Raw genomic sequence first — 18,870 nt, 5'->3', positions numbered from 1 at the left:
TACCTTTGTAAAAATTTTTAAAAATGAAATTCAATACAAAAACAATACATGGTGGTCAACATCATGAAAAAGTAACAGGAGCAGTTATGCCACCTGTTTTTCAAACTTCGACTTACGTACAATCAAGTCCTGGAAAACCAGTAGGCGATTACGAATACAGTAGAGCAGCCAACCCAACAAGAACCGCTTTAGAAGATGCTTTAGCAAGTATTGAGAATGGAGCAAAAGGTTTGGCTTTTTCTTCTGGATTAGCTGCAACTGATTGTTTGTTACGCATGTTCAAAGCAGGAGATGAAATCATCGCTATGGATGATTTATATGGTGGAACTTACAGATTGTTCACCAGATTATACAAAGATAGCGGCATCAAATTTCATTTTGTGGATATGAATGATTTGGAGAAATTCCAATCGTTAATCAATGAAAACACAAAATTGGTTTGGGTGGAAACACCAACAAATCCATTAATGAAATTGGCGGATATTGGAGCAATTGCACAAATTACTAAAAAGCACAATATTTTATTTGCTGTAGATAATACCTTTGCAACACCATACTTACAAAAACCTTTGGACTTAGGTGCCGATATTGTGATGCATTCGGCAACTAAATATTTGGGAGGACACTCCGATGTTATTGCTGGAGCTTTAATTATTAAAGACAAAGCTTTAGGAGATGAATTACATTTCAAACAATTTGCAACAGGAGCAACTTTAGGTCCGATGGATTCTTTCTTGGTTTTAAGAGGAATCAAAACGTTGCATTTACGTGTACAACGCCATTGTGAGAATGGTGAAAAAGTAGCAGCATATTTAAACAATCATCCTTTAGTAGAAAGAGTGTATTATCCTGGTTTAACTTCACATCCATTTCATGAAATTGCTAAAAAACAAATGAGTGGTTTTGGAGGAATGGTAACCTTTACATTTAAATCAGGAAAAAAAGAAGATGCTATCAAATTCTTAGAGAATTTAAAAGTGTTCACTTTGGCTGAATCTTTAGGAGGAGTAGAATCATTAGCGAATCATCCTGCATTAATGACACACGCTTCTATTCCAGAGGATAAAAGAAAAGAAGTGGGTATTTCAGATGATTTAGTTCGTTTGAGTGTAGGTGTTGAGGATATTGAAGATTTGCTTGCAGACTTAGAACAAGCATTAAAATAATTCTAGAAACATTGTCAATAAAAAAACCGGATTCATAGAATCCGGTTTTTATTTATTATTTGATTTTTATTAGTCTAAGTAATAAATGTAACCAACGTGGAACCATAAGTTCCAATCGTTTGCTTTGTTTTCAGTGTAAATTTTTGGATCAGGATTCAAACCATCCACCCAGTCAGAAAAATAATATTGCCATCTTAATTCAGCAAATAAATCTGAAAGTTCTGTTAATTTGTATCTAGTTCCAATACTTGAAACAACTGACCAAGTACTACCACCTTCAGAAGATGTAGCACCATAATATTTAATAGGTGTAGAAAGAGGAGTTTCTAATGGTCCTAATTCTGAATATGTTCCGTTTTGAAAAAATGAATAATGAGCACCAAGTCCAATGAAAGGAGCCCAAGCGCCATCAGTAGCAGTAAACTCACGAATACTTAAAGGGAAAAACTCCAATTGCATACCAATATCAGTAACTTTAGCCTCTCCTTTCATAGCTCTTAATTGAGCAGCAGTGAAAGAGTTTCTGTCAACCCATTTTCCAAAGTGTTGTAATTGTGTACTGTTGTATGATAATTCGGTACGAACTTTAAAGTGATCATTAAAATAAGTCTCAGGCGTATAACAGTTACATTCTGCACGGTAAGCAAAATTCATATAGTGTACTAAACCAATACCAAATCCAGTGTTTCCAGCATTAGTTTCAAAGTCATGTCTTACTCCAAAATCAGATTGAAAAGCAACTCCTCCTATAAAAGCACCAACCTCATGAGAGAAGCCAAATTGAGCCATCATGGAGAAATTTACTCCTAAAAGCATTATTAGTAGGGTTTTAATTTTTTTAGTCATTTGTAAAAAATTTCCATTATCGGACAAATATATAAAAACAAAACACACTTCAAAAAAAAAAGATTGTTTTTCTGAATATTAATTAGGAGAACCTATTATTTTTTTATCACAACAGTCATAATTTTTTACTAAAAATATAACAAGTAACTTTTATAATGTATATTTGTCGACTTAAATTTTTAGGAAAAACTATTATTTAAGTAAAAAACACATTAATTGTATAAGTTTATTTACAAGTTTTAAAGAATAATGGAACAAAAAATTAATGATTTTATGGCTCTTGTTGAAGCCAAAAATCCAAATGAGCCTGAATTTTTACAAGCAGTTAGAGAGTTTGCTGAAACAGTTATGCCTTTCATTGCTAATGAAAAAAAGTACGATGGAAAAAACGTGTTGTTACGAATGGCAGAGCCAGAACGATCAGTTATTTTCAGAGTGCCATGGGTTGATGATAAAGGAGAAATCCAAGTAAATAGAGGATTTCGTATCCAAATGAATTCTGCCATCGGTCCTTATAAAGGGGGAATTCGATTCCATCCAACAGTAAATCTGTCGGTATTAAAATTTTTAGCCTTCGAACAAGTATTCAAAAATAGTTTAACTACACTTCCTATGGGTGGTGGTAAAGGAGGTTCTGATTTTGACCCACAAGGAAAATCAGATTCTGAAATCATGCGTTTTTGTCAATCGTTTATGACGGAGTTATGTCGTCATATTGGTCCAGATTTAGACGTTCCTGCTGGAGATATTGGAGTAGGTGCTAGAGAAATCGGATATATGTTTGGTCAATACAAAAGAATCAGAAATGAATTTACTGGAGTATTAACTGGAAAAGGTTTAGCTTATGGAGGTTCATTAATTCGTCCTGAAGCTACTGGTTATGGTGTGGTATATTTTACACAACAAATGCTAAAAACTGTTGGAGAATCAATTGAAGGAAAAACTGTTGCTATTTCTGGTTTCGGAAACGTAGCTTGGGGTGTAGCATTAAAAGTAAATGAATTAGGTGGAAAATTAGTTACAATTTCAGGACCTGATGGTTACATTTATGATGCAGATGGAATTTCTGGTGAGAAAATTGATTTTATGCTAGAAATGAGAGCAAGTGGAGATAATAGAGCAGAAGCGTATGTAGAAAAATTCCCAACAGCTGTTTTCCATAAAGGTAAAAGTCCTTGGGAAGCAAAAGTAGATGTTGCTATTCCATGTGCTACTCAAAATGAATTAAACGAAGAAGATGCTAAAAAATTAATTGCTAATGGTGTAATTTGTGTTACCGAAGCGGCTAACATGCCTTGTACCTTAGAAGCTATTAAACAATTCTTAGATGCAAAAGTTTTATTTGCTCCAGGAAAAGCGGCAAATGCCGGTGGAGTAGCAGCATCTGGTTTAGAGATGACGCAAAACTCTATTCGTTTAAATTGGACAAGTGAAGAAGTTGATGCTCGATTAAAAGACATCATGGTTGGAATTCACGGCCAATGCAAAAAATATGGTACTGAAGAAGATGGTTATGTAAACTATGTAAAAGGAGCCAACATTGCTGGTTTCGTTAAAGTAGCTGATGCTATGTTAGCACAAGGTGTAGTATAATCATTCACTATAATAGTATAAAAAGCTCTTTTGGTTATCCAAAAGAGCTTTTTTCTTTACTAATTATATCAAAACGCAAATTAATTTCGTTTGTAGTATATTTGTATTAAATACTTGTAATGAAAAAGACAATTTCAATTTCACTTTTTTTTGTTTTCCAAATCTTTTTTGGACAACAGTCTACTCAGTTATGGAAAGGATATTTTTCTTATAATGAAATTGTAGATGTTGAATCTGCAACCGATAAAGTATTTGCAGCAACACAAAATGCTCTTTTTTCTAAAGCAGTAGCATCAAGTGATTTAGATATTTATAATTCCATAACGGGTTTAAAATCAGATGTTATTACTTCAATTCATCATTCCGATTTGTTTAATAAAACCTTTGTAGGAAATGCCAATGGGCTTCTATTAGTTCAAAATGCTGACGGATCAGTGACAACAAAAGTGGATATTATTGAAGAAGTTCCTGTTGCGCCGAATAAGAAAAAAATAAACGATTTTTATGAGCATGAGGGGCGATTGTACTTAGCAACTGATTACGGTATTTCGGTTATTGATTTAGCAACTTCAGAATTTATCATTACTTATTTTATAGGACCTTCAGGTGAAGAAACAGAAGTTTTACAAACTACCGTATTAAATAATGAATTGTACGCTGTTACTAGAAGTTTCGGTATTAGAAAAGGAAATTTAAATAATCCTAATTTATATGATTTTAGTCAGTGGCAAACTTTTGATGCCAATTACTGGAATGGAATAATAACTTTTAACAATCAATTGGTTGCTACCAATATTAACGGAAGAACTTATCGCTATAACAGCTCGGTTTTTCAAGAAATTTTAAACCAAAATCAATTGAGTGTAAAATTAAAAACGAATAACACCCAAATAATTGTTACCACTCAAAATCATGTGTATGTGTTGGATCAATCATTAAATACGGTTGCACACATTACTCAAATACCTGATTATGCAGTGCAATTTACAGCAGCATCAGTTGTAAATGGCACACTATATATAGGAACTTTAAAAAGTGGTTTGTTTTCTACTATGTTAAATAACCCAACAGAATTTATTCAAATGTCTCCTAATGGACCTCTTCAAAATTATACTTTCAGAGTAAAAAAAGGACCAAATAAGCTGTGGGTGGTTCATGGCGATTATACCCAACAATTTAATCCTTATCCTTTGGATGAATTAGGAATTAGTATATTTAATTCAGAACTTGGTTGGATTAACAAACCTTATGAAGATTTATTAGAAGCTAAATCACTATCTGATATTGCGATTCATCCTACACGACCTAATGAAGTTTATGTTACATCGTATTTTTCTGGAATGTTGAAATTTTCAGGTGACCAAGTCGAAATACTAAACAATACGAATACAGGTCCTAACGGTCTTGAATCTTTGGTTATTCCTGGAAATCCTTCTTATGTTGATATTAGAATTAATAGTCCTGCTTTTGATAAAGATGGTAATTTATGGGTAACCAATGGATTGGTAAACAAAGGAATAAAAGTTTTAAGAGCTAATGGCCAATGGCAATCTTATGATTTAACCGGAATAACAGCCAATTTAGATACCGGAAGATATGGTTCAATGGCTATTGATAAAAACAGTACTAAATGGATAGCAGCTTATAATGATGGGGTTCTCGCTTTTAACGAAAATTATAACAATAAATTTATTGTAATTACTCAAGATAATGCAGACCTTCCTACTGCAGTTGTTAATTGTGTGGCAGTTGATAATCGTAATCAATTATGGATTGGAACAGCTGCAGGATTACGAATTTTATCTAGTGTGGATAGATTCATTAGCGAAACAGAATTAAGTGTTTCTTCCATAATTATTCAAGAAGGAGATTTAGCGCAAGAATTGTTTTATCAACAACCTATCCTAGATATTGCAGTTGATGGTGCTAATAGAAAATGGATTTCAATAGCCGATGGCGGTGTTTTTCTTGTTTCTTCAAATGGGCAACAAACAATTTACAGATTTGATAAAAGCAATTCGCCTTTGCCAAGTAATAATATTGTGGATATAGAAATTGATGGTGTTTCTGGTGAAGTGTTTTTTGCAACAGATAAAGGATTGGTTTCTTTTTTAGGAACTTCAACAAAACCAAGTGATGGATTAGGAGAGGTATATGTGTATCCAAATCCGGTGCGACCTAATTTTACTGGAACTGTAAAAATTAGTGGATTAACCGATAAAGCCAATATTAAAATTACAGATATCGAAGGGAATTTAGTACACGAAACCACTTCATCTGGCGGAACTATTGAATGGGATACAACTGCTTTTGGAAAATATAAAGTAGCATCAGGTGTTTATATGATTTTTGTGGCATCTCAAGACGGATTAGATTCTACAGTTAAAAAGGTAATGATTGTCAGATAATGCTAGTTAAAACTAAAGCTATCGTAATTTCGGCCTTAAAATATCAAGAAAAAAGCTTGATTGTTAAATGCTTTACACAATCCGATGGTTTAAAAAGTTATTTTGTTCCAAGTGCTTATTCCAATAAAAAAGCGAATCAAAAAATCGCTTATTTTCAGCCGTTAACCATAATTGAAATCGAAGCCAATCACAAAAATAAAGGCACACTCGAACACTTCAAGGAAATCAAATTAGCACATAGTTTTCATTCGATAAATACGGATATTGTAAAAAGCACAATTGTCATTTTTCTATCCGAAATTCTGCATCACAGCATACACGAAGAAGAGAAAAACGAAAACCTTTTTTCCTTTTTGGAAACCGCTTTACTTTGGTTAGACACACATGAAGAAGCGGCCAATTTTCATTTGATTTTACTCATGGAAATGACCAAGTTTTTAGGTTTTTATCCTGATGTTTCCGAAATAGATTTCGATTTTTTCGACGTAAAAGAAGGTTTTTTTACTCCATTTCAATCGGTAAACACACTTTCGGCGCATGAAACGCAATTGTTCAAACGATTAATCGAATTAAAATTTGATTCTAGTCAGAAAACTTTTGCCGGAATAGAACGCCAAATCTTGCTAAAAATTCTTTTAGATTTCTATATGTTACATCTTGAAGGCTTCAAAAAACCAAAATCCTTAGAAGTTTTAAAAGAAGTTTTTTCATAAAATAATAAAAAATCATCTTTCTTACTAAATTTTCAATAAAAGTCTATTCTCTTTTGTCTATTTTCTGTTCTCTTTTATGAAAATTCATTACTTTCGCAAATTGATTTAAGAAAGCGACAAAATGAGTACAAAATTTACTGAATACAAAGGACTTGACTTGCCAACAGTAGCATCAGAAGTTCTTGATTTTTGGAAAAAAAACAACATCTTTGAACAATCGGTAACTTCTCGTGAAGGAGCAACTCCTTACGTGTTTTTTGAAGGACCACCATCTGCAAACGGATTACCTGGAATTCACCACGTAATGGCGCGTGCAATTAAAGATATTTTTTGTCGTTACAAAACTCAAAAAGGCTACCAAGTTAAGCGAAAAGCAGGTTGGGATACGCACGGATTACCCGTAGAATTAGGTACTGAAAAAGAATTAGGTATCACTAAAGAAGACATCGGAAAAACGATTTCGGTAACAGAATACAACGAAGCGTGTAAAAGAACCGTTATGCGTTACACCGATGTATGGAACGACCTAACTGAAAAAATGGGCTATTGGGTTGATATGGAAGATCCTTATGTGACGTACAAATCCAAATACATGGAAACAGTTTGGTGGTTGTTAAAACAAATTTATAATAAAGATTTACTATACAAAGGCTACACGATTCAGCCTTATTCTCCAAAAGCGGGAACAGGTTTGTCATCTCACGAGGTAAACCAACCAGGTTCTTATCGTGATGTTACCGATACAACGATTGTTGCGCAGTTTAAAGCAAAAGACGAAACGTTACCTAGCTTTTTACAAGGTTTTGGAACGGTTCATTTCTTGGCTTGGACTACCACTCCTTGGACGTTGCCATCAAATACAGCTTTAACCGTTGGTCCAAAAATCGATTATGTTTTAGTAAAAACTTTTAATCAATATACTTTTGAACCAATCAATGTTGTTTTAGCTAAACCTTTAGTTGGAAAACAATTCGGAGGAAAGTATTTTGTAGTTGAGTCAGAAGAAGATTTTGCTAATTATAAATCTGAAGATAAAAAGATTCCATACCAAATTTTAGCAGAAGCTAAAGGTGCTGATTTAGTTGGAATCAAATACGAGCAATTATTGCCATTTACATTACCATACCAAAACCCAGAAAATGCATTCCGTGTAATTTCTGGTGATTTCGTTACTACGGAAGATGGAACTGGTATCGTTCATACTGCGCCAACATTTGGTGCTGATGATGCTAAAGTAGCAAAAGAAGCAACGCCAGAAGTGCCGCCAATGTTGGTATTAGACGAAAATGGAAATCCAGTGCCTTTAGTAGATTTACAAGGTAAGTTTGTAGCTCAAATGGGTGATTTCGCTGGAAAATATGTAAAGAACGAATATTACAACGATGGTGAAGCTCCTGAAAAATCAGTTGATGTTGAAATCGCTATTCGTTTAAAAGAAGAAAATAAAGCCTTTAAGGTTGAAAAATATGTACACAGTTATCCACATTGTTGGAGAACTGACAAGCCAATTTTATACTATCCATTAGATTCTTGGTTCATCAAAGTAACTGAAATCAAAGATAGAATGTTCGACTTGAATGACACCATCAACTGGAAGCCAAAAGCAACAGGAGAAGGTCGTTTTGGAAATTGGTTGAAAAATGCGAATGATTGGAACTTATCGCGTTCAAGATATTGGGGAATTCCATTGCCAATTTGGAGAACGGAAGATAAAACGGAAGAAATCTGTATTGGATCAGTAGAAGAATTGTACAACGAAATTGAAAAAGCGGTTGCGGCTGGTTTCATGACAGAAAACCCATATAAAGGGTTCCAAATTGGAAATATGGATGAAACGAACTACGATTTAGTGGATTTACACAAAAATATTGTAGATAATATCGTTTTAGTTTCCGCTTCTGGAAAACCAATGAATCGCGAAACAGATTTAATTGACGTTTGGTTCGATTCAGGAGCAATGCCTTATGCACAATGGCATTATCCGTTCGAAAACAAATCGTATATTGATAATAATGAAGCATTCCCAGCTGATTTTATTGCAGAAGGTGTTGACCAAACTCGAGGTTGGTTCTACACGTTACACGCAATCGGAACTTTAGTTTTCGATAAAATTGCTTATAAAAACGTAGTTTCAAATGGATTGGTTTTAGACAAAAACGGACAAAAAATGTCGAAACGTCTAGGAAATGCAGTAGATCCATTTAAAACTTTGGAAGAATATGGTCCTGATGCTACACGTTGGTACATGATTTCCAATGCAAATCCTTGGGACAACTTAAAATTTGACATCGAAGGTGTTGCTGAGGTAAGAAGAAAATTCTTCGGAACTCTTTATAATACGTATTCATTCTTTGCGTTATATGCTAATATTGACGGTTTCAAATATAGTGAAGCCGAAGTTCCATTAAACGAAAGACCAGAAATCGACCGTTGGATTTTATCAGAATTACATTCGTTAATTCAATTAGTAGATGAAGCGTATGCGGATTACGAACCAACGAAAGCCGCTCGTGCTATTTCTGATTTCGTTCAAGAAAACTTGAGCAACTGGTACGTTCGTTTGTGTAGAAGAAGATTCTGGAAAGGCGATTATGCGCAAGATAAAATTGCGGCTTATCAAACACTTTATACATGTTTGGTAACCGTAGCGAAACTTTCGGCTCCAATAGCACCATTTTTTATGGACAAACTTTACAGAGATTTAACACAAGCTACAGGTTCTGAATCTTTTGAAAGCGTACATTTGGCCGGGTTTCCAAAAATGGTTGAAAACTTTGTTGATAAATCACTAGAAAGCAAAATGATGAAAGCACAAACGGTTTCATCTTTAGTTTTATCACTTCGTAAGAAGGAAATGATTAAAGTGCGTCAACCGTTGCAAAAGGTAATGATTCCGGTACTTGACAATAATCAGCGTGCTGAAATTGAAGCGGTTTCTGATTTAATTAAAGCAGAGGTAAACGTTAAAGAAGTGGAGTTGTTAGACGATGCTTCGGGTGTTTTAGTGAAACAAATTAAGCCTAATTTTAAAACATTAGGACCGCGTTTTGGTAAAGATATGGGATTGATTTCCAAAGAGATACAAAACTTTGGGCAAGAACAGATTGCTACGATTGAGCGCGAGGGCGAATTAATTATGGAAATTGCTGGAAAAAGTATAACTTTATCACAAGATGATGTTGAAATTTCATCGCAAGATATCCCAGGTTGGTTAGTAGCCAATTCAAACGGAATTACAGTAGCGTTAGACATTACGATTTCCGATGAATTAAGAAAAGAAGGAATTGCAAGAGAATTAATCAACAGAATCCAAAATATCAGAAAAGATTCTGGATTTGAAGTAACAGATAAGATTACTGTTAAAATGGATAAAAATTCGCAAGTTGAGGAAGCCGTTTTAGCAAATGAATCATATATTAAGTCTGAAACTTTAACCGAAAACTTAATTTTTGTTGAAAACCTTGAAAATGGTATAGAAATTGAGTTTGATGATATTAAAACAAGTATATTAATTTCAAAATAAAAGCCAAAAGCTTTTAATCGACGTATAACTATAAAAACATTGAAATTATGGTAGAGGAGCAAATTAGATATTCAGACGCCGATTTAGCTGAATTCAAAGCGTTAATTCAAGCTAAATTAGAGAAAGCTAAAAACGATTTAGAGCTAATTAAAAGTGCTTATATGAATGATTTAAATAATGGAACTGATGATACATCGCCAACATTTAAAGCATTTGAAGAAGGAAGCGAAACGATGAGTAAAGAAGCCAATTCGCAGTTAGCAATTCGTCAAGAAAAATTCATCAGAGATTTAAAAAATGCCTTGATTCGTATCGAGAACAAAACCTATGGTATTTGTAAAGTTACTGGCAAATTAATAAGTAAAGAAAGATTAAAAATTGTTCCTCATGCTACAATGAGTATCGAAGCAAAAAACTTGCAACGTTAATCTTTTTACAAAATTATACTAACGCTCCGTTTGGGGCGTTTTTTATTTGATAAATTCCACTATTTTTGCAAAAAAAATGAACATGTCGTTAAAGAAAGCCTATTTATTAATCATTGCTATTTTATTAATTGATCAGATTTCGAAAATCTATGTCAAAACGCATTTTTTTATTGGAGAATCTATAAAAGTAATGGGTTTAGAATGGTTTCAAATTCATTTTATAGAAAATGAAGGTATGGCTTGGGGCGCTGAAATTCCTGGCGAACATGGGAAATTAATCTTAACCTTATTTCGAATTTTAGCCGTTGGCGGAATTGCTTGGTGGTTATGGGATTCAGTAAAGAAGAAAGCTTCTAATTACTTAATTGTAGCGATTGCTTTGATTTTTACCGGCGCATTAGGTAATATTATCGATTCAGTTTTTTACGGTGTCATTTTTAACGATAGTTATCATCAAGTAGCAACTGCCTTTGCTGACCAACCTTATGGTACTTGGTTTCACGGAGAAGTTGTAGATATGTTCTATTTTCCAATGTGGGAAGGAAACTTACCTTCTTGGTTGCCAATTTGGGGTGGCAAACATTTCACTTTCTTCAACGCCATTTTCAACGTAGCCGATGTAGCGATTTCAACGGGTGTTGGGATTTTAATCGTATTTAACAAAAGAGCTTTTGCTCATGCGGATAAAGAGGAAAAAACTATTCAAACCCAAGAATAATGTTTCCTACAGATTCTGAATATATACTTTTGTACTTTGTATATTTTTCGGTATTTATATATTTCTTTTGGGATTAATTTTTACTAAAAGAACTACTTATAAAGTGAATTTGATTATTTTTTTGATCTATTTCTTTCTGATGTTTTATGTTTTTTTAGATGAAGATAATTTCAAAGGAGGAAATTCATTAGCAGTTCTTTTATCAGGTGGATTTTTTGTTATAACCCATATTTTCATCTATGGCTTAGTAGAATTGATTATGAATTTTAGAATGAGATAACTCCCTCAGGCGTCACACAAAAATCTAATTTTACATCACTTTCTGAAACATCATTAATTTTTTCTTCTGGAGGAAAGAACGATAATCCAATTTTAATAGTTTCTGGCTTGCATTTGCTAAGAAAGTTGTCATAAAAACCTTTTCCGTAACCCACGCGGTTTCCTTGCTTATCGTAAGCTAAAAGCGGGACAAAAACCACATCAATTTTTGCATCAGGAACTTCTAAACCATCAACGGGTTCTGGAACGTTGTAACTGTTCTTTTTAATTTTGGTATTATCCGTTAATAAAAAATGCGTCATTCCTAAAGTAGCAAACTCGCACTTCGAAATGACGATTTCTTTATCTTTTCCCGCTAAAATTTGCAGAATATATTCGGTATTGATTTCTTTTTGCTCTTCAATCGTTAAAAACAAATGAAAATACAATTTGTCCCAAATATCCATACGCAACAATTGGTTCGCAATCGCTAAACTTTTGTCTTCGATTTCCTCTTGAGAAAGTTGTTTTCTTGCTTCTTTGCTCTTTTTTCTTGCCTCTTTCTTATCCATTTACAGACGCTTTCAATTCGTCTATAAATTTAGTCAAATGTTCTATTTCTACGTGATCCATTAACACAATTTTGTACCATCTGTTGTGTTCATTGTGTTGTTGTGGTACCAAATCATACTTTTCAGCGATTTTCTCTGGAATGGATTCCGAATGAATCGTTACAATATTCATAAACGGTTCACGAAAATATTGAATGTTCAATTTGTCTAATTCCTCGCATAAAAATTGAGTACGCATTTGTAAAATACTTACTTTTTCATACCAACCATAAGCTCCGTACGTGAATAAAATCATCCAAACCGCAACTGCATTTGCGCCAGAGCGACTTCCGCAAAGGGTTAAATCCATTCCTTCTACGTATTCGGCTTCTTTGGTTAATACGTTTTCGATTAAACCTTTTCGGCAAACAAAAATTCCTGTTCCATAAGGAGCTTGCAACATTTTGTGTGCATCAATGGTAATCGAACTAATTTTTGGATTACTGAAGTTGATATTCGATTTTTGATTGCTAAACGGATATACAAATCCGCCATAAGCGCCATCAATATGCAAACGATACATCGCATTATGTTTTTCCAATGCCGAAGTATACACATCAGGATTGTCAACTGAACCAAACATGGTTGTCGCCATATTAGAAACAGCGATGAAGTATTTTTTACCTTTATTTTTCGCTTCTAAAATGATATTGTCTAAAGCAACTGCATCAATTTCTCGGTTTTCAAACCCAACCGGAATTTTCAACCAATCGATTTGCAATAAATTTGAAGCTTTTGGAATCGAATAATGCGTATCTTCCGAAGCTAAAATGGCTATTTCGTCTAATTTTGCATCGAATTTATGCATAAATTCATTTCTAAAAACCCAAATCGCTTGAATATTGGCCTCTGTTCCACCAGGAGCAATGTAACCGTCGAATTCGTTTTCTTCAGCTTTAAAAATATCAACTGCGATTACGTTTAAAACTTCGCGTTCAATTTCTTGAGTGCCATAAAATGCTTTTTCAGAAGTTCCAAAAGTATGACAACCAATATTATTTGGATTGGCAACATAAGTTTGAAGCGTTGGTGCATCTTTTAAAAATGGCGCATCGTCATAAAAAACGCGATTGTCTAATTTAGATGCAGGATAACCCAGTGAAGCATCTTTTGAGAAGTTAACATTATCGTGTAAAGCCTTTTCAATACGGGCTTTTCTTTCTTCGTGTGTTAGTTTTTTCCAGAAATTCATACCTTAAAGTTTTGGCGAATTTACAGTTGAAAAACCAATAAAAACATGATAATTGTTAGTTTTCTGATTCTAAATGGGTAGAAACGTGAAAAATAGCATCTCCTTGATATACAATCGGTGCATCGTTTACGTTAATAACATAACCGTCATGAGGAGCTTTCATTTTGTGTTCGACTTTTCCGTATGGGTCGGAAATAGTAGCGATTAATTCCCCTTTTTTGATAAAACTACCAATTTTTACTAAACCATGAAACATGCCTGAATATTTAGCTCTTACCCAATTCGATTTTTCAATATAAATAGGTTTTTTCGATTTAATATTGGCTTTTTTTCTTGGATTTAGCATGTCCAAATGATCCAAAAATCGCTTGGTACCTTCAATGGCATCATTCGTAACTTCTTCGTTAATATCTAATGATTTTCCGCCTTCAAAAAGCAACATTTTAACCCCTAATTTATCACAAGAATTTCGAAACGAACCCGAAATATTCTTCGAAAACAAGGTAAAAGGAGCATTGAAAACATCGGAAAGTTCTTTTAATTCCGGATTTTCAGGCACAATTCTAATTTGAGGAGCATTAAATCGGCTGGCACCACCGGCATGATAATCAATAACATAATCCACATGTGGCATAATTTCTTTCAAAATGTAATACGCAAACCGACTGGCTAAAGAACCTGTTTTACTTCCAGGAAAAACCCGATTCAAATCGCGCCCATCTGGAAATTCACGTGTTTTATTGATGAATCCGAAAATATTGATAATTGGAATACAAATAATGGTACCGCGTTTTGGTTTGTTGATTTTTTGGACAATTAACTGGCGTACAATTTCGGTTCCGTTGATTTCATCACCATGCAAACAAGCGGTGAACAAAACCGTTGGACCATCAAGTTTTGAACGTTCCACAATTATAGGAACTTTCAATTTGTTCATGGTGTGCAACTTGGCAATTTCCATGTTAATGGTCTTGCTTTCGCCCGCTAAAATGGTTTCTTTAAGGATTACAAGTGGTTTTGAGGCTGTCATTTGGTTGATTCTAAGGTGTTAAAAATACGAAAAGTTCAAGAACAAGGGCAAGAACAACTTCAAAAATCAATTTTTTATTGGAATACAAATTGTAGAAATGAAAAGTATAAAAGTAAAACGTTCGAAGTTTCGGACTCTGTGTAACTCTTTTCAACAGCATCAAAATCAAAAAAAGCTCCGTGACCCGAGCGTTAGCGAACAGACGAAGTACTCTCTGTGTAAAAATAACGCTATAATCAGCGCAGCAAAGCATCCGTTTCATACGCGTGCCAATTAAATCAAATCTCTTATCTTTGTTCTATCATCTTTCAAAAAAATGCAAACACCATTAGAACTTCAAATCCAAACCTTGCCTGATAATCCAGGTGTGTATCAATATTATGATAAGGAAGGAAAAATTCTATATGTTGGGAAGGCGAAAAACTTAAAAAAACGCGTTCAATCCTATTTTACTAAGAATCATGATAATTATAAAACATCGGTTTTAGTAAAGAAAATTGTTACGATAAAACACATTGTTGTTCCCACGGAAACCGATGCATTATTGTTGGAAAACAACCTGATTAAAAAGCTGCAACCGCGTTACAATGTTTTACTACGCGATGATAAAACTTATCCTTGGATTTGTATCAAAAACGAACGTTTTCCCAGAATATTTTCTACTCGAAAAATGATCAAAGATGGTTCGGAATATTTTGGGCCGTACACAAGTTTTAAAACCGTTCATACCATTTTGGATTTGATTAAAGAATTGTATCCATTGCGAACTTGTACTTATGATTTATCGAAGACGAACATCGATTCAGGTAAATTTAAAGTGTGTTTGGAATATCATATTGGCAATTGCAAAGGCGCTTGTGAAGGTTATGAAACGGCTGAAAACTATCAAAATCAAGTCGAAAAAATCCGTCAAATTTTAAAAGGAAATTTCAAAGAAAGTTTGAAAGATTTCAAAAAATTAATGACCGATTTGGCAATGGAAATGAAGTTTGAAGAAGCGCAAAAAATCAAAGAAAAAATTGAAGTTTTAGAAAATTACCAATCGCGTTCTACGGTTTTGAATCCGAAAATCACCAATTTAGATGTGTTTTCGATTATTTCTGATGAAACCATGGCATATGTGAATTTTTTACAGATTTCACATGGAGCAATCGTTCGTTCGCATACATTAGAATTAAAGAAAAAGCTAGATGAAACTAACGAAGAATTGTTGGAATTAGCAGTTGTTGAGTTGCGCGAACGTTTCCATTTGAATGCCCGAGAAATTGTGGTTCCGTTTGCGATTGATTTAGGCGAAAATATCAAAGTTACTGTGCCACAATTGGGCGACAAAAAGCAAATTTTAGATTTATCAGAACGCAATGCCAAATATTATCGATTAGATCAATTAAAACAAATTCAGATAGTCGATCCTGAGCGTCATACCAATCGCATCATGGCACAAATGCAAAAAGATTTGCGTTTATCGGTTGAGCCACGACATATCGAATGTTTTGACAACTCGAATATTCAAGGAACGAATCCGGTTTCGGCTTGTGTGGTTTTTAAAGATGGGAAACCGAGCAAGAAAGATTACCGTCATTTTAATATCAAAACAGTTGAAGGTCCAAATGATTTTGCTTCGATGGAAGAAGTCGTGTATCGTAGATACAAAAGGATGTTAGATGAAAATCAACCTTTACCACAGTTGATTATTATTGATGGTGGAAAAGGACAACTGTCTTCTGCTTTAAAAAGTTTGGACGATTTAGGTTTACGAGGCAAAATTGCTATAATTGGAATTGCAAAACGCTTAGAAGAATTGTTTTATCCTGGCGATTCAGTGCCTTTGTATTTGGATAAAAAATCGGAAACGCTAAAAGTAATCCAGCATTTACGTAATGAAGCGCATCGATTTGGAATCACGCATCATCGCGACAAGCGAAGTAAATCAGCTTTGACTAATAGCTTAGAAAGCATCCCTGGCATTGGAGAAAAAACGATGATTACATTAATGAAACATTTCAAAAGCGTTAAAAGATTGCAAAATGCCGATGAAAAAGCCATTTCTGAAGTGGTAGGTGTTTCAAAAGCCAAAAAAATTTCCGACTTTTACAAGACAATTCAATCTGAAAATAAATAATGAAAAAACTATTCTTGTTTGTAAGCTTACTATTTTTAATCCAAATTAGCTTAGGACAAGAAAATGCGCGACCAAAAGTTGGACTTGTACTTAGTGGTGGTGGCGCAAAAGGTTTGGCTCATATTGGTGTGCTAAAAGTAGTGGATTCACTAGGAATAAAAGTAGATTACATTGCCGGAACTAGTATGGGAGCCGTTGTCGGCGGATTATATGCTTCTGGTTATAATGCTAAACAATTAGATTCTATTTTTTCTAGTGTTGATATTGATGCTTTACTTCAAGATTATACTCCAAGAGATTCTAAGTCCTTTTACGAAAAGAGAAATGATGAAATTTACGCTTTGTCACTTCCTTTTAATAAGTTTAAGTTAGGCTTGCCTTCGGGTTTATCTAAAGGACTTTACAATTTTAATTTACTTTCAACTTTAACCCAGCATGTAAGTCATGTTCGTGATTTTAGTGAATTACCAATTCCTTTTCTTTGTATTGGTACTGATGCTGAAACAGGAGAAAAAGTGGTTTTAGATAATGGCGTTTTAGCTAAATGTATTATTGCAAGTGGAGCACTTCCTACTTTGTATAGTCCAGTTGAGATAAATGGGAGATTATTGATAGATGGCGGAGTGGTTGATAATTATCCTGTGGAAGAATTAAGAGCAAGAGGAGTAGACATTATAATAGGAGTTGATGTTCAAGACGGATTAAAATCAAGTGAAGAATTAAAAGAGGTTACTGCTGTTTTATCTCAAATTAATAATTTTTCCATGATTGAAAAAATGGAAGGAAAACAAAAAGCTACCGATATTTACATAAAACCTGAAATTAAAGGATTCTCAGTAGTTGATTTTGAAAAAGGAAAAGAAATAATTGAAATTGGAAAACAAAAAGCAAAAGAGTTTTCCAATGAACTTATAAAATATAGTTATCCCGAAAAAATTCAAAGGGACAAAGTTGTAATTCAGGATTCAATTTATATCAAGGAAGTTAGCTTTAATAAACTTGAAAATTATACGCGAGCTTATATTTTGGGTAAATTAAAGTTTAAAAGAAACATTAAAATTTCCAAGGCTCAATTTCTTAAAGGAATTTCAAATTTAAATGCTACCCAAAACTTTAGTGCAATCAATTATTCTTTTGAGCAAGTGGATGATGGTGAAAATCTTGTTTTAGAATTAAAAGAAAATCCAAATAATACATTTTTAAAATTTGGATTGCATTATGATGATTTATTTAAAAGTGGCATTTTATTAAATTACACCAAAAAGAAATTATTAGTAAAAAATGATGTGGTTTCTTTAGATGTTATTCTTGGCGATAATATTCGTTACAACTTTGATTATTATTTGGACAATGGATTTTATTGGAGTTTAGGGTTTAATTCCAAGTTGACTACCTTCAATAAAAACATTTCTGCCGGTATAGCAAGAGATTTAAACATCAATTCTAGTATTAATACGTTAAACATAGACTTTTTAGATTTAAGTAATCAGGCGTATTTGCAAACTATCTTCGCTCAAAAATTTTCAATTGGTGGCGGTTTAGAATTTAAGTTTTTACGATTAAAATCAGAAACCTTGCAAAATACAAATTCAATTTTTGAAAGCAGTAATTATTTATCCTTCTTTGGATTTTTAAAATACGATTCTTTTGATAAAAAATACTTTCCAAAATCAGGATGGAGTTTTAATTCAGAGATGCGTTACTTTGCTTATTCATCAGATTATAACAACAATTTTGAACGATTTTCAATTGCAAAAGCAGATTTTTCCTTTGTTCAACCTGTAGTTAAAAATACTACTTTCAAACTTCAATCTGAAGGCGGTTTTTCAATTGGCGAAAGAGGTGTTTCTTATTTTGATTTTATTTTAGGAGGATATGGTTTTCAACAAGTAAATAATATTAAACCTTTTTTCGGGTATAATTTTTTATCTTTAACTGGCGAAAGTTATTTAAAATTGTCGTTAACTGCAGATTATCAGTTTTATAAAAAACATCATTTTAATATAATTGCTAATTTTGCCAACATTGGGAACAATATTTTTGACACATTAGACACTTGGTTTATTAATCCAAAATATTCAGGATATGCTATAGGATACGGAATGGAAACCGTAATTGGTCCGGTCGAAATTAAGCACTCTTGGTCACCCGAAACAAAAAATCATTACACCTGGTTTTCAGTAGGATTTTGGTTTTAAAAAAAAATTACGATATTTGTAAAGATGAAAAATTGGTTAGGCTTATTAGCACATTTAAAATTCC

14 protein-coding genes are annotated in these 18,870 nt (G+C 33.4%); 10 read left to right on the top strand and 4 right to left on the bottom strand.

The features are described 5' to 3' along the window. The first annotated feature begins 23 nt into the window (after window positions 1-23). On the top strand, window positions 24-1,166 hold the full coding sequence (locus tag LOS86_RS13400; RefSeq protein WP_231842578.1) for a cystathionine gamma-synthase: 1,143 nt from the start codon (window positions 24-26) through the stop codon (window positions 1,164-1,166). 69 nt (window positions 1,167-1,235) lie between these two features. Here the strand turns inward: LOS86_RS13400 and LOS86_RS13395 are convergent, their stop codons facing one another. Continuing rightward, a complete protein-coding gene (locus LOS86_RS13395; RefSeq protein WP_231842577.1) occupies window positions 1,236-2,012 on the bottom strand; it encodes a THC0290_0291 family protein in 777 nt (258 codons plus the stop codon). A gap of 249 nt (window positions 2,013-2,261) precedes the next feature. On the opposite strand from LOS86_RS13395, the gene gdhA reads away from it, so the two are divergent. The 7 genes from gdhA to LOS86_RS13360 all read left to right on the top strand — a co-directional run bounded on the left by gdhA (window position 2,262) and on the right by LOS86_RS13360 (window position 11,675). Continuing rightward, entirely contained in the window at window positions 2,262-3,605 is a 1,344-nt protein-coding gene (gdhA, locus tag LOS86_RS13390) for an NADP-specific glutamate dehydrogenase (protein WP_231842576.1), read from the top strand. 119 nt (window positions 3,606-3,724) lie between these two features. Further along, complete coding sequence (gene porZ, locus LOS86_RS13385; protein ID WP_231842575.1) at window positions 3,725-6,013, top strand: type IX secretion system anionic LPS delivery protein PorZ; 2,289 nt, start codon at window positions 3,725-3,727, stop codon at window positions 6,011-6,013. Next, a complete protein-coding gene (gene recO, locus LOS86_RS13380; protein ID WP_231842574.1) occupies window positions 6,013-6,726 on the top strand; it encodes a DNA repair protein RecO in 714 nt (237 codons plus the stop codon). The genes porZ and recO overlap by 1 nt, the downstream gene beginning before the upstream one ends. Before the next feature lie 121 nt (window positions 6,727-6,847). Next, window positions 6,848-10,249, top strand: coding sequence for an isoleucine--tRNA ligase (ileS, locus tag LOS86_RS13375; RefSeq protein ID WP_231842573.1), 3,402 nt, complete (start codon window positions 6,848-6,850; stop codon window positions 10,247-10,249). 47 nt (window positions 10,250-10,296) lie between these two features. Beyond that, complete coding sequence (locus LOS86_RS13370; protein ID WP_026725150.1) at window positions 10,297-10,677, top strand: TraR/DksA family transcriptional regulator; 381 nt, start codon at window positions 10,297-10,299, stop codon at window positions 10,675-10,677. An 82-nt stretch (window positions 10,678-10,759) separates the two neighbouring features. Further along, window positions 10,760-11,395 (top strand): lipoprotein signal peptidase, encoded by a 636-nt coding sequence (locus tag LOS86_RS13365; protein ID WP_231842572.1) that lies wholly within the window; start codon window positions 10,760-10,762, stop codon window positions 11,393-11,395. A gap of 139 nt (window positions 11,396-11,534) precedes the next feature. After that, window positions 11,535-11,675 (top strand): hypothetical protein, encoded by a 141-nt coding sequence (locus LOS86_RS13360; RefSeq protein ID WP_231842571.1) that lies wholly within the window; start codon window positions 11,535-11,537, stop codon window positions 11,673-11,675. On the opposite strand, the gene LOS86_RS13355 is transcribed toward LOS86_RS13360, so the two are convergent. The 3 genes from LOS86_RS13355 to LOS86_RS13345 are packed head-to-tail and all read right to left on the bottom strand — an operon-like array spanning window position 11,662 to window position 14,486. Then, a complete protein-coding gene (locus LOS86_RS13355) occupies window positions 11,662-12,225 on the bottom strand; it encodes a 5-formyltetrahydrofolate cyclo-ligase (protein ID WP_231842570.1) in 564 nt (187 codons plus the stop codon). The two genes, LOS86_RS13360 and LOS86_RS13355, sit on opposite strands and share 14 nt — an antisense overlap. After that, on the bottom strand, window positions 12,218-13,456 hold the full coding sequence (locus LOS86_RS13350; protein ID WP_231842569.1) for a pyridoxal-dependent decarboxylase: 1,239 nt from the start codon (window positions 13,454-13,456) through the stop codon (window positions 12,218-12,220). Before LOS86_RS13350 ends, LOS86_RS13355 begins: the two co-directional genes overlap by 8 nt. A 55-nt stretch (window positions 13,457-13,511) precedes the next feature. Next, window positions 13,512-14,486 (bottom strand): succinylglutamate desuccinylase/aspartoacylase family protein, encoded by a 975-nt coding sequence (locus LOS86_RS13345; RefSeq protein WP_231842568.1) that lies wholly within the window; start codon window positions 14,484-14,486, stop codon window positions 13,512-13,514. Window positions 14,487-14,802: 316 nt separating this feature from the next. Here LOS86_RS13345 and uvrC point away from each other — a divergent pair, with 316 nt between their 5' ends. Together uvrC and LOS86_RS13335 are read left to right on the top strand one after the other, a co-directional pair. Next, window positions 14,803-16,608 carry an excinuclease ABC subunit UvrC gene (gene uvrC, locus LOS86_RS13340; RefSeq protein WP_231842567.1) on the top strand — a complete coding sequence of 602 codons (1,806 nt, stop codon included), beginning with the start codon at window positions 14,803-14,805 and terminating at the stop codon, window positions 16,606-16,608. Beyond that, window positions 16,608-18,806, top strand: coding sequence for a patatin-like phospholipase family protein (locus tag LOS86_RS13335; RefSeq protein ID WP_231842566.1), 2,199 nt, complete (start codon window positions 16,608-16,610; stop codon window positions 18,804-18,806). The genes uvrC and LOS86_RS13335 overlap by 1 nt, the downstream gene beginning before the upstream one ends. Window positions 18,807-18,870: the final 64 nt, after the last annotated feature.

It is taken from the genome of Flavobacterium cyclinae (assembly GCF_021172145.1).
GTDB classification, from domain to species: domain Bacteria; phylum Bacteroidota; class Bacteroidia; order Flavobacteriales; family Flavobacteriaceae; genus Flavobacterium; species Flavobacterium cyclinae.
Note: the sequence above shows the minus strand (reverse complement) of the source record. Positions and strands in the feature narration are given on the sequence as shown.

Excerpts from the sequence above, each read along its gene's own strand:
- LOS86_RS13400 (WP_231842578.1), top strand. The coding sequence starts at position 24 with ATGAAATTCAATACAAAAACAATACATGGTGGTCAACATCATGAAAAA.
- LOS86_RS13395 (WP_231842577.1), bottom strand. The coding sequence starts at position 2,012 with ATGACTAAAAAAATTAAAACCCTACTAATAATGCTTTTAGGAGTAAAT.
- gdhA (WP_231842576.1), top strand. The coding sequence starts at position 2,262 with ATGGAACAAAAAATTAATGATTTTATGGCTCTTGTTGAAGCCAAAAAT.
- porZ (WP_231842575.1), top strand. The coding sequence starts at position 3,725 with ATGAAAAAGACAATTTCAATTTCACTTTTTTTTGTTTTCCAAATCTTT.
- recO (WP_231842574.1), top strand. The coding sequence starts at position 6,013 with ATGCTAGTTAAAACTAAAGCTATCGTAATTTCGGCCTTAAAATATCAA.
- ileS (WP_231842573.1), top strand. The coding sequence starts at position 6,848 with ATGAGTACAAAATTTACTGAATACAAAGGACTTGACTTGCCAACAGTA.
- LOS86_RS13370 (WP_026725150.1), top strand. The coding sequence starts at position 10,297 with ATGGTAGAGGAGCAAATTAGATATTCAGACGCCGATTTAGCTGAATTC.
- LOS86_RS13365 (WP_231842572.1), top strand. The coding sequence starts at position 10,760 with ATGTCGTTAAAGAAAGCCTATTTATTAATCATTGCTATTTTATTAATT.
- LOS86_RS13360 (WP_231842571.1), top strand. The coding sequence starts at position 11,535 with ATGTTTTATGTTTTTTTAGATGAAGATAATTTCAAAGGAGGAAATTCA.
- LOS86_RS13355 (WP_231842570.1), bottom strand. The coding sequence starts at position 12,225 with ATGGATAAGAAAGAGGCAAGAAAAAAGAGCAAAGAAGCAAGAAAACAA.
- LOS86_RS13350 (WP_231842569.1), bottom strand. The coding sequence starts at position 13,456 with ATGAATTTCTGGAAAAAACTAACACACGAAGAAAGAAAAGCCCGTATT.
- LOS86_RS13345 (WP_231842568.1), bottom strand. The coding sequence starts at position 14,486 with ATGACAGCCTCAAAACCACTTGTAATCCTTAAAGAAACCATTTTAGCG.
- uvrC (WP_231842567.1), top strand. The coding sequence starts at position 14,803 with ATGCAAACACCATTAGAACTTCAAATCCAAACCTTGCCTGATAATCCA.
- LOS86_RS13335 (WP_231842566.1), top strand. The coding sequence starts at position 16,608 with ATGAAAAAACTATTCTTGTTTGTAAGCTTACTATTTTTAATCCAAATT.